Here is an 11339-nt window from a genome sequence, read left to right as displayed (position 1 = left end):
GACCTGAAGCACCTTTTGTTAAATTATCAATAACAGAAGTGATTAAAAGCCGGTTTCCTTTTTTCATTAAACTGATAATACACTTGTTAGTTTGTACCACTTGTTTCATATTAATAGCTGTGGTTGTAACGGTTACAAAGGGTTGGTCTTTGTAAAACGCTTCGTATTTAACTACAATATCTTCTAAACTCTCTTCGATAGTTGTGTACAAAGTGGCGAAAATTCCTCTTGCAAAATCACCTCTATTCGGTACAAAAATCAATTCGTTTTTATAGGCAGTTTGCAACTGATTCACACTTTGGTTTATTTCACCTAAATGTTGATGATCGAAAGCTTTATAATGCGACATATTATTTGATCTCCAACTGAAATGCGTGGTTTCCGAAGGTGTAACTCCAGCTCCTGTACTTCCTGTTGTAGCATTGATATGTACATCGGTTGATAATAAATTATGCTTTGCCAAGGGCAATAACGCGAGTTGAATTGCTGTTGCAAAACAACCTGGATTAGCGATGAATTGAGCGTTTTTAATTTCCGATTTATTCAATTCCGGTAATCCATAAACGAATGATTTTCCACCGAAACTCTGATCTTTTGTCAATCTGAAATCATTTCCTAAATCGATGATTTTGGTGGTATCCGAAAACTGATTTTGTTCTAAAAATGCTTTGGATTTTCCATGACCTAAGCATAAAAAAACAAGATTCACATTGGGATTCACGGTGTTTGTAAAATTCATTTCGATATCTCCCAACAAATCGTGGTGCGCTACCGAAAGTAGTTTTCCAGCATTTGTAGTGCTGTACACAAAATCGATTTTGGCATTGGGGTGAAACATCAATATTCTGATGAGTTCGCCAGCCGTATAACCTGAGCCGCCAATAATACCAATATTAATCATAATTTTAAATTTTTTATTATTTCCTACAAGGTTTTTTTTAACCTTGTAGATATGTTTTAGATTATTTAAATACCTACAAGGTCAAAAAAAAGACCTTGCAGGATGACAATCTAAAATTCTTCAAAAATTCCCAATATTTCCTCTTTAGCCCCGATAGAAGTGAAAATCCTTTTTGGGCTGGGGTTCAGCCCGAAAAGATTGTAACGAATAGCGGGAATAATGTTTCTGAAAAAGCAAAATGTTTCTGCTCCTTTAAAAAAAATTAATCATAACTCAAATGATTTACAGATGAAAATATGTTTTGTGCATTCCCTAAAATCTTTATAAACCCTTTGGCATCGTCTGATGTCCAAGCATTGTTCATTTCGCCGTATTGACCAAAACTGGTATTCATCAAATCATTTTTCGATTCGATGCCGTCCAATGAAAAATGATACGGTTTTAAGGAAACAGTTACTGTTCCGTTAACGGTTTCTTGAGTAGATTCTAAGAATGTTTCGATATTTCTCATTACAGGATCCAAAAATTGACCTTCGTGAAACAACATTCCGTACCAGTTTCCTAATTGTTCTTTCCAATATTGTTGCCATTTTCCAAGCGTGTGTTTCTCTAACAAATGGTGCGCTTTGATAATAATTAAAGGCGCAGCAGCCTCAAAACCAACTCTTCCTTTGATGCCGATAATGGTATCGCCTACGTGAATATCTCTACCAATCGCATAAGCGTTTGCTAGCTTTTCAAGCGTTACAATATTATTTGAGGGCTTGTCTTTTTTACCATTAACAGCAACTAATTCTCCTTTTTCAAATTCTAAAGTTACTTTCTCTTCGCCTTCTTTTGTTAATTGCGATGGGTAGGCTTCACTTGGCAAAGAAAGTCCCGAAGTTAGTGTTTCTTTGCCACCAACGCTTGTTCCCCATAATCCTTTGTTGATTGAATATTGTGCTTTTTCCCAAGAATAATGCACGCCATTTTTGGCTAAATAATCCACTTCTTCCTGACGCGATAATTTCAAGTCACGAATAGGAGTGATGATTTCGATTTCAGGAGCGATGGTTTGGAAAATTAAATCAAAACGAATTTGGTCATTTCCAGCACCTGTACTTCCGTGAGCAATTGCAGTTGCACCAACAGCCTTAGCATATTTTATAGCTTCAATTGCTTGAAAAACACGTTCTGCACTTACAGATAATGGATAAGTGTTATTTTTTAATACGTTTCCATAGATTAAATATTTGATCGCTTTGTCATAATATTTATCTACTATGGTCAGGTTGGCATGTTTGGCGCTTCCTAATTCATAGGCTCTTTCTTCGATTGCGTTTAATTCGGCATCATCAAAACCCCCTGTGTTGATTAATACAGTATGAACTTCGAACCCTTTTTCGTTTTTCAAATATTTAAGGCAATAGGAGGTATCTAATCCTCCGCTGTAGGCTAATACTACTTTTTTCATGATTGGTTTTTTTCCTCCCCCCGTCCCCCTCCTAAGGAGGGGAAGCCGAAACTGGCAAAGGGGAATTTATATTTAATTTAATAATTTGTAACTTTTTTTTCGTTTCTCGACTCCCTCTCCTTCGGTGAGGGTTGGGGAGGGGATTATTTTTGTAAAAATAATGCTTCTTTTATTGCTTTTAATCTGTTCCAAATCCGAATATTAAAGGGATGTTTAGGAGGGTCTTTTGGTTTTTCTTTTGGATTATAAAGCATTCCTGTGCATAAACACATTTTGTTGTCTTTGCTTTTTAGAATTTCATAATTGGTACAGGTTTGGCATCCTTTCCAAAAACTAGGATCTGTTGTGAGCTCTGAAAATGTTACTGGTTTGTATCCTAAATCGGAGTTAATTTTCATTACTGCTAGTCCTGTAGTAATTCCAAATACTTTGGCTTCGGGATATTTTTTTAAAGAATATTCAAATACAAATGATTTAATTTTCTTTGCCAATCCTAAGTTTCTATAATCTGGATGAACAATTAATCCAGAATGAGCAACAAACTTACCATGTTGCCAACTTTCTATGTAGCAGAAACCAGCAAATTTACCATTATCTAAAGCGATAACAGCGTCTTTTTGCTCCATCTTTTTTTTGATGTATTCTGGTGTTCTTTTTGCAATACCAGTACCTCTCTCTTTAGCAGAGGTCTCAATGGTGTCGCATATTTCTTGTGAATATTTATAATGCTCTTCGCTTGTTGTTACAATAGATATCTTCATTTCAAAAGTTGAAGTTTAGTTTTGTGAAAAAAATTAAAATAATGTTATTTTCAGGATAAAATAATCCAATGAATGATAGAAATAATTTCAAAATGATAAAAATGAAAAATGAATAAAAATAAACAAACACTTGATTGAAAACTATAGTAATAGTGTCCGTACTTCGGGCGAAGTTACAGGTTTGTTTGTCCGTGTGAAAGAAGTTATATGTAAACTTGTTTTATTCATCGAAGCAAATTTAATATTATTTTATTTAAAAACATCAATTTTGAGTTATAAAAACTAAAAAAAGGAAATTACTTATATTTAAACTATTGATTATAAGTTATTTAAATATTTTTTTAGATGCCAATATATTAAATAAAATACAATTTTTGTTTACAAAAATTAAACGGCATCAATATTTACTGGTAAAACGCCATGTAAATCTGAAATTTCAATCAATTGATTTGCTGCTACTTCTTGAAACTCAATGAAATCTTGGTACACTTGAATAATTCCTGCTGCTAATTGTATTTTTGGAATTATTTGAAGAACATACGGATTTCCAAAAACATATATCACACATTTTTTGGATTCAAATAAACGATCTAATATTTTTAAAACTGAGTCTTCTATACCGAAATTTTCAAGTGGCTTTGCTTTTGGTACAAAAAGTGCGATTATTAAAGTCTCATAATTAACTAGTTTTTCTTCTATATCAACTATCGAATCATCAAACAATAGCTTGTATTCAGGAGATGATAGTTTAGTTGATAAAGTTTTGAAAAAAGCATTATCAGTATTTTTATAAATACTTAGTTTAGCAAGCTTATTATTTTTTTTTGCTTCAAAAACTATTGAATTATTTTTATTCCCTTTGATTTTTGTAATACAGTTTTTAGCAATTTCACGATTTAAATAAATGGTTTTATTGATGTCAAAACTCCCAGTAGGACTATGATTATCGGAAAGAATTCCAACTTTATTTTTAGATTTTTGTATGCGGATATAGCTGGTTTCAATTCTTTCGGGAGTAGCATTTTTTAGTATTTTTTGTATTCCTTCGGCAACATTTTCGGCAAAACATAAAACATCATTTCCAGCATTAAATGCTTCCCATTCTAATTGTCCTTTTTTGTCATACAATTTCGAAACACTATGCATGTTTAAAGCATCGGAGATAACTAAGCCTTCATATCCTAATTGATTTCTAAGTAGGTCTTCAATTATTGATTTCGATAGTGTAGCCGAAATGTTTTGTCCGTCATTTAAAGCAGGAACTGCTAAATGTCCAATCATGATAGAATCTACATTTTGCTCGATTCCTTTAATAAAGGGCACTAATTCGTTAGACAATAATTGATCAAGATTTTCTTCTAATATAGGTAAGCCTAGATGTGAATCGACATTTGTGTTTCCATGTCCTGGAAAATGTTTTAAACAACCTAAAACACCAACATCACTCATTCCACGTAAATATTCTAAAGCATAATCAGCTACTTTTTCTTTATTTTCTCCAAATGATCGGTAACCAATAACCGGATTATTAGGGTTGTTGTTTATGTCTGCCAAAGGGGCTAAATTATAATGTATTCCAGCCGATTTTAAGTCTAACCCAATTTGTTTTCCAACTTCATAAATTAGGCTTTTCTTATCATTTGGTAATGCGCCAAGAGTTATGGCATAAGGATATTGAGGTGTTTTTTCCACCCGCATTGCTAAACCCCATTCAGCGTCAATACTCATTAGTAGTGGAGTAGAAGCACATTTTTGATAGCGAACTATTAATTCTTTTAATCGTTCATAACTATCATCATTAAAGATTATTTTTTTCTTGGTTTCATAATTCGTTGCAGCACTAGCTCTACTATGAAAAAAAGTTAATCCGCCAATATTAAATTCCCGAATTAAGCGTTCCGTTTTCTGAATATTTTCTTCACTATCGTTGATAAAAACGGCTGGAAAAAAGAATTGTCCAATTTTTTGTTCTAAAGTCATTATGTATTATTCAAACAGTTATTGCTTTTTAATTCGCCCACCAATAAAGACAAATATAGCATAGTTTTATCCAAATATTAAAAAAACTAAGCTTTCAAAGATTATAATTCTATTAATATTTTAAATAAAAATAGTCATAAAACAAAGGTTTTCAGATGAGTCGAATGTTAAAAAATATTTTTTTAGCTGATTTATTTGTTTTTTAAAATAAAATAGTCTTAAATTTGAAAAATTATAATTAAACAAAAAAACATTAGCCTATAATATAGAACTACTTTTTAGAAAAATCGCTCCGAATTTTATTAAAAACTAAAAGTATGACTATGGCTAATTTACAAATCCCAGATTCTGTATTGGTAATTAATTATGTTAACGGTGATGAAAACGCCTTAACCAACTTGATCAACAGACACCAATCAAAAATTTTCGGTTTTATCTATTCCAAAATCTCCGACAGGGATATTTCGAATGATATTTTTCAAGACACTTTTATTAAGGTGATTAAAACCTTAAAATCAAACTCTTATAACGAAGAAGGTAAATTTCTTCCATGGGTGATGCGTATCGCTCACAATCTAATCATTGATCATTTTAGAAGAAATAAAAAGATGCCAATGTACAGAGAAACGGAAGAATTTTCTATTTTTTCGATTATGTCTGATGATTCACCTTCCATTGAAAATAAAATCATTCGTGATCAAGTTGAAACTGATCTGAAAAAGCTTATTGAAGAGTTACCTGAAGATCAAAAAGAAGTATTGATGATGCGAATGTATCAAGATATGAGTTTCAAAGAAATATCAGAAATTACAGGGGTTAGCATTAATACAGCCTTAGGTAGAATGCGGTATGCTTTGATGAACATGAGAAAAATTATTGATAAACATCAGATAATTTTAACGAATTAATACTAAATCGTAAATTCATGCGTTGTATAATAAATTAATCCTTTATTATTCAATATGGCAAAAATTTACTCTAAAAAAACATTAGTTACTAATTTGATGAAACCAAAAAAAGAAACTATTTCTTTTTTATTAAATTACTCCAAAGCCTTGAGCATTATAAAAGGTAATACAATGAGTTTCGAAATTATAGCTAATTAGAAAAAGTCCCGATAAATTATCGGGACTTTTTTTTATAATAATCCTCCAATATTGATTTTCTCCCAATGGTTTTGGTGATTATATCTTTCTCTAAATCCCAAGCTCGCGCTGGAGAATATTCACGACCATACCAAATGATTTGAAGATGCAAATCGTTCCATGTTTCCTCAGGGAAAATGCGTTTTGCATCTTTTTCGGTTTGTACAACATTTTTCCCGTTGGTCAAATTCCACCGATACATTAATCGATGAATGTGCGTGTCAACAGGAAACGTAGGGAATCCAAAGGCTTGCGACATGACCACACTTGCCGTTTTATGACCCACGGCAGGTAATTCTTCTAGACTTTCAAAACTTTGAGGGACATTACCTCCATGTTTATCAATCAAGATATGAGACAAACCATGAATTCCTTTTGATTTCATGGGCGATAAACCACAGGGCTTAATGATTTCTCTAATTTCTTCGACAGTCATTTTTATCATATCATACGGATTGTCGGCTTTGGCAAAAAGCAAAGGCGTAATCTGATTGACACGAACATCGGTACATTGTGCCGAAAGCAAAACGGCAATCAATAAAGAGTAAGGATCTTTGTGGTCTAAGGGAATTGGTATTTCGGGATACAATTCTTTTAACGTATTTATAACAAACGTTATACGCTCTTGTTTGGTCATTTTAGCTTATTTTTGAAGCGTAAAGAAATGAAATTTCAATGGCAATGTCAATATCAATTTCAATAGCAATGACAAATTCTGAAATTTAACTTCTAATCTCTAACTTCTAAAATCTTAAATAAGAATGACAACTTTAATAAAAGGCGATAAAGCTCCCAATTTTTCGGGATTAGACCAAGATGGTAATCGTCATCAATTATCCGATTATGCAGGAAAAAAATTAGTAATTTTCTTTTATCCCAAAGCAAATACACCAGGTTGTACCGCAGAAGCCTGTGATTTGAGAGATAATTTCGAGCATTTTAAGGCTAATAATTATGGGCTTTTAGGTGTAAGTGCAGATTCGCAAAGAGCTCAAGCTAAATTTAAAGAAAAATATGAATTTCCATTTTCTCTTCTAGCCGATGAAGATAAATCAATAGCTACAGCCTACGGCGTTTGGGGACTTAAAAACTTTATGGGAAAAGAGTATGAAGGTATTTACAGAACCACTTTTGTCATCGATGAAAACGGGAATCTAGACAAAGTAATTACAGATGTAAAAACTAAAGCCCACGCTAAGCAAATTTTGAAGTAATTACTAGTTCAAATAATAGAAAAAAGCCAAGAAAACATATTTTTTTCTTGGCGTTTTTGTTGAATATAACTTTTGAATCTGCTCTTCGATTCTGATAGCTATCGGAACCCGACTTCGTAACCAAACATATAACTAAAAATACCTTTTAACAACTTATTTTTTACCAGTTGGAATGGCTACGAAGTCGGGAGACTTCGCAGAGCAAGCTACTTTTTTAAGAACACTTTGATTAGCGGGTACGTACCGTAATCTGGGCCGTCTTTTCCTTGCTGCTCTTCTTCAAAAATACGTTTGCCAATAAGCCAATATATTAATGTTCTTTGTTTGTTAACAGCTCTTATTGCAGTGTATTTAGCACCTGTAATAATAGATTTGATTTTGCTAATAATGGATTGATTAATGAGTATTTTGAGGTTTAAAAAAACGTTAAACGGTATAACGTACAAACCTAGTAAAAGCAACGGAATGTAAAAGGATGAAATTGAAAAAGGATAGGCAGGATAACCAAAAAACGTAAGAAAGACATTTAAGTTTTTTTATAAAATAAAAAACAGATTTATATGACTGTTTGAGTGCAAAATAGAACGACTACTTTATTAATTTACTTTGTTTTGTTATGATGTTTCTCGATTGTTTGAGAGTAAAAAAAACAAAAAATGTTTATGCTGTTTTTTGGTTACCCTAGCTACTCAAAATACCCCAAAAAGTTAGACACTATTTGGGGTATTTTTATGAAAAAAAAGTAAAGTACGATTACGCTTTTTAGTTAGAATGTGTAGCATTAGATTTAAACCCAAAGAGATTTTTTTTCTTGATGATTTCGGCAACTCCAGAAGGCAACATCGTTTCCCACCCCATTTTATTAGAACCAATCATTTTTAACACTTCGCGAGAGAACACCTTTAAAGTTTCAGGATTGTAATCGGTTATGTCCACTACTTTTCCGTTAAACTTGAAGAACTTATACAGTTCCTTAGTTCGAGGATGTACTTTCAAATTTTCAGAATTCAGAATATCCCCATTTTCGTCAATCATAGGATACAAATACACTTTCATGTCTCGGTAAAATAATTTTCCGAAAGCTTCAAGAATTCCACCACTCAAATGGCGATAGTACTTTTCGTCAAAAATATCGACTAAATTGTTTACGCCCATTACCAATCCCATACGGGCTTTGGTATAGTTCGAGAAATATTCGACCACTTTATAATATTCCTGAAAATTAGAAATCATTACCGTTTGACCCAATGAGCATAGCAATTCCGCTCTGTCCATGAAATCTCTTTCGTCTATTTCGCCATCAGACCTTAAATTGGATAGTGTAATTTCAAAAATAACCAAGGTGTTTGCTTCATCTACTTTATTTTCTTGCAAAAACATTTTTAGTGATTCTTTATACATGTCCATATTTACTTGAGTTACAGGACGGAAACTTCCTCTCAAAGTAAGAATGTTTTTTTTATATAAAATAGCGGCTGGTAAAACGTTTCTTGCTTTTGGGTCGAAAATCACTGCATCGGTCATGCCGTTTTTCACGAGTTGTAAACTCATTAAGCGGTTGTCAACATCCTTAAAACAAGGGCCAGAGAAATTGATGGTGTCAATTTCTAATTGGTCTTTGTCAAGATGATCGTATAAATAGCGTAGAAATTTTTTTGGGTCATTGTATTTATAATAGGCTCCGTAGATTAAGTTGACCCCAAGAATGCCCAGTGTTTCTTGTTGCAAACGCACATCGGTTTCCTTAAAACGAATGTGTAGAATAATATCGTTATAGTCTTCATTGGGTTCAATTTGATATCGGATTCCTACCCAACCGTGACCTTTGAATTGTTTGGCAAAATCTATAGTAGCCACCGTATTGGCATAACTAAAAAACATTTTGTGTGGATGTTTGGCACGACTTAATCTTTTTTCGATCAAATTTACTTCGTGCGAAAGCATTTTTTTAACTCTGCTCTCGGTAACATAGCGACCATCGGCCTCGATACCATAAATTACATCACTAAAATCTTTGTCATAAGCCGAAGTTGCTTTTGCAATTGTACCCGAAGAACCACCGGCTCTAAAGAAATGCCGAACCGTTTCTTGTCCTGCACCAATTTCGGCAAAGGTTCCGTAAATATTTTCGTTTAAATTAATACGAAGTGCTTTGTCTTTTATAGAAGGAATTTGAGCTATGACTTTGTCACCTTTCAGTTTTATTTCTGTATCCATAAATTGTATTAAAAGGTATAATTAAAACAAAGTTACTTAATATAGGTTTCTAATGAAAGGGAATTAATCCTATTTTTGTAAAATATTTATAATAAATCATTCTAAATGAATTTATATTTTTTAGGAACAGGAACTTCTCAAGGAATCCCGGTAATTGGTAGTCATCATTCGGTTTGTCAAAGTGCAGATCAAAGGGATAAAAGACTCCGAGTTTCGATTATGATTTCATGGGAAGAGTACATTTTCGTAATAGATTGTGGTCCTGATTTTAGACAGCAAATGTTGGCTTCCAATTGTCAAAGAATAGACGGAATTTTATTTACTCACGAACATTCCGATCATACTGCTGGTCTGGATGATATTCGCCCATTTAATTATAGACAAGGCGACATTCCTGTTTTTGCACATCAACGGGTAATTATTAATTTAAAAAAGAGGTTTGATTATATATTTGAAACGTCGAATAAATATCCAGGAGCACCTTCGGTTCAGACTTTTGAAGTAGTCAATAATCAGCCATTTGCTGTTGGAAATAAAACAGCTATTCCAATCAATGTCATGCATGGCAAACTTCAAGTTTTTGGTTACCGGATTGATGATTTTGCTTATTTGACTGATGTAAAAACGATTGAGGAAGATGAAATTAATAAATTGAAAAACCTTAAAGTTTTAGTGGTTAATGCTTTAAGGGAAGAGTCTCATCATTCTCATTTTAATTTACAAGAAGCTTTAGACTTTGTTAATGTAGTTAAACCTCAAAAAGCCTATCTTACTCATATTAGCCATATTTTAGGTTTCCATGAGGATGTGCAACAAAAACTCCCAGCAAACGTTTATTTAGCGTATGATAATTTGCAAATTAAATTTTAAATCAAACAAATGAAAAAATCACTATTTATCTATCTATTTATTCTAGGTTTTCTTTTTAACGTTTTTACCTATATGTATTTTAGTAAACAATTGGCTTTTGAAAAAGACAGGTTTGTTAAAATGGAGGCGAATCTAAAAAGCAAATATGAAACTATCAATATTAAACTTACGGATGCCAATTATTTTACTTTAGAAAATAATGAAAATGCCCAAAATTATTTCAATCCTGATAACGCTACAAAAACGATTCAATTTGAGAAATTAATTCCTGTTGTAACCGAAAAGCTATTGGATTTGAATGTGAATCCCAAAGGGAATCCTTACATTGGACAAGATAAAATTGGCGCCAATAAATTCATTATCAATAAAGTACGAATACTGAATCACCGCTGGATTATTGCTGATTTTAGTGATGGTGACTATTGGGGTGAAGTATTATTAAAATATTTTATCAACGAAGACGAAACAGTTTCGTTTGAGACAATACAGTCTTTGTTATACCACAAATAGGAGTGTTCAGATTTCAGTCCCGAAGCTTCGGGATCAGATTTCAGATTTCAGATTAAGAATGTTAAACATTTATGTATAAAAAAAGCGAAAACATCTAGATTCCTCAGTAGGTTTTCGTTTTTTTGCTAACTGCTAACTGCTAACTGCTAACTGCTAACTGCTAACTGCTAACCGCTAACTGCTAACTGCTAACTGCTAACTGCTAACTGCTAACTGCTAACTGCTAACTGCTAACTGCTAACTGCTAACTGCTAACTGCTAACTGCTAACTGCTAACTGCTAACT

Annotated in this window: 12 protein-coding genes; 5 read left to right on the top strand and 7 right to left on the bottom strand. The window is 32.7% G+C overall.

What is annotated here, in order from left to right; translation table 11 throughout:
• The 4 genes from argC to ACKVOD_RS07640 all read right to left on the bottom strand — a co-directional run.
• Positions 1-901 (bottom strand): N-acetyl-gamma-glutamyl-phosphate reductase (gene argC, locus ACKVOD_RS07655; RefSeq protein WP_409208883.1); only part of this gene is annotated, 901 nt, incomplete at its 3' end.
• A 262-nt stretch (positions 902-1163) separates the two neighbouring features.
• Positions 1164-2357 (bottom strand): argininosuccinate synthase, encoded by a 1194-nt coding sequence (locus ACKVOD_RS07650; RefSeq protein WP_409208882.1) that lies wholly within the window; start codon positions 2355-2357, stop codon positions 1164-1166.
• A 143-nt stretch (positions 2358-2500) separates the two neighbouring features.
• Positions 2501-3118: a GNAT family N-acetyltransferase gene (locus ACKVOD_RS07645; protein WP_409208881.1), complete on the bottom strand. Its 618-nt coding sequence runs from the start codon at positions 3116-3118 to the stop codon at positions 2501-2503.
• Positions 3119-3505: 387 nt separating this feature from the next.
• Positions 3506-5098: a glycoside hydrolase family 3 protein gene (locus tag ACKVOD_RS07640; RefSeq protein ID WP_409208880.1), complete on the bottom strand. Its 1593-nt coding sequence runs from the start codon at positions 5096-5098 to the stop codon at positions 3506-3508.
• A 323-nt stretch (positions 5099-5421) separates the two neighbouring features.
• On the opposite strand from ACKVOD_RS07640, the gene ACKVOD_RS07635 reads away from it, so the two are divergent.
• Together ACKVOD_RS07635 and ACKVOD_RS07630 are read left to right on the top strand one after the other, a co-directional pair.
• Positions 5422-6006 carry an RNA polymerase sigma factor gene (locus ACKVOD_RS07635; RefSeq protein WP_409208879.1) on the top strand — a complete coding sequence of 195 codons (585 nt, stop codon included), beginning with the start codon at positions 5422-5424 and terminating at the stop codon, positions 6004-6006.
• A 54-nt stretch (positions 6007-6060) separates the two neighbouring features.
• On the top strand, positions 6061-6204 hold the full coding sequence (locus ACKVOD_RS07630) for a hypothetical protein (protein WP_409208878.1): 144 nt from the start codon (positions 6061-6063) through the stop codon (positions 6202-6204).
• Positions 6205-6220: 16 nt separating this feature from the next.
• On the opposite strand, the gene ACKVOD_RS07625 is transcribed toward ACKVOD_RS07630, so the two are convergent.
• Entirely contained in the window at positions 6221-6880 is a 660-nt protein-coding gene (locus tag ACKVOD_RS07625) for an endonuclease III domain-containing protein (protein WP_409208877.1), read from the bottom strand.
• A gap of 124 nt (positions 6881-7004) precedes the next feature.
• Here ACKVOD_RS07625 and bcp point away from each other — a divergent pair, with 124 nt between their 5' ends.
• Positions 7005-7457, top strand: a complete 453-nt coding sequence (gene bcp, locus ACKVOD_RS07620) for a thioredoxin-dependent thiol peroxidase (RefSeq protein WP_409208876.1) — start codon at positions 7005-7007, stop codon at positions 7455-7457.
• Positions 7458-7663: 206 nt separating this feature from the next.
• Here bcp and ACKVOD_RS07615 read toward each other — a convergent pair whose 3' ends face one another.
• Together ACKVOD_RS07615 and ACKVOD_RS07610 are read right to left on the bottom strand one after the other, a co-directional pair.
• Complete coding sequence (locus tag ACKVOD_RS07615) at positions 7664-7903, bottom strand: DUF1016 N-terminal domain-containing protein (protein WP_409208875.1); 240 nt, start codon at positions 7901-7903, stop codon at positions 7664-7666.
• 316 nt (positions 7904-8219) lie between these two features.
• The gene (locus ACKVOD_RS07610) at positions 8220-9674 is read right to left on the bottom strand and encodes a TonB-dependent receptor (protein ID WP_409208874.1); all 1455 of its coding nucleotides are present in this window, start codon (positions 9672-9674) and stop codon (positions 8220-8222) included.
• Between the two features lie 105 nt (positions 9675-9779).
• On the opposite strand from ACKVOD_RS07610, the gene ACKVOD_RS07605 reads away from it, so the two are divergent.
• Together ACKVOD_RS07605 and ACKVOD_RS07600 are read left to right on the top strand one after the other, a co-directional pair.
• Positions 9780-10544: an MBL fold metallo-hydrolase gene (locus ACKVOD_RS07605; protein WP_409208873.1), complete on the top strand. Its 765-nt coding sequence runs from the start codon at positions 9780-9782 to the stop codon at positions 10542-10544.
• A 9-nt stretch (positions 10545-10553) separates the two neighbouring features.
• The gene (locus ACKVOD_RS07600; protein ID WP_409208872.1) at positions 10554-11054 is read left to right on the top strand and encodes a hypothetical protein; all 501 of its coding nucleotides are present in this window, start codon (positions 10554-10556) and stop codon (positions 11052-11054) included.
• The last annotated feature ends 285 nt before the right edge of the window (positions 11055-11339 follow it).

The sequence above is a fragment of the Flavobacterium sp. genome (assembly GCF_046155325.1).
Lineage (GTDB): Bacteria > Bacteroidota > Bacteroidia > Flavobacteriales > Flavobacteriaceae > Flavobacterium.
The sequence above is the reverse complement of the archived record's forward strand: the minus strand, read 5'-3'. Positions and strand labels throughout refer to the sequence as shown.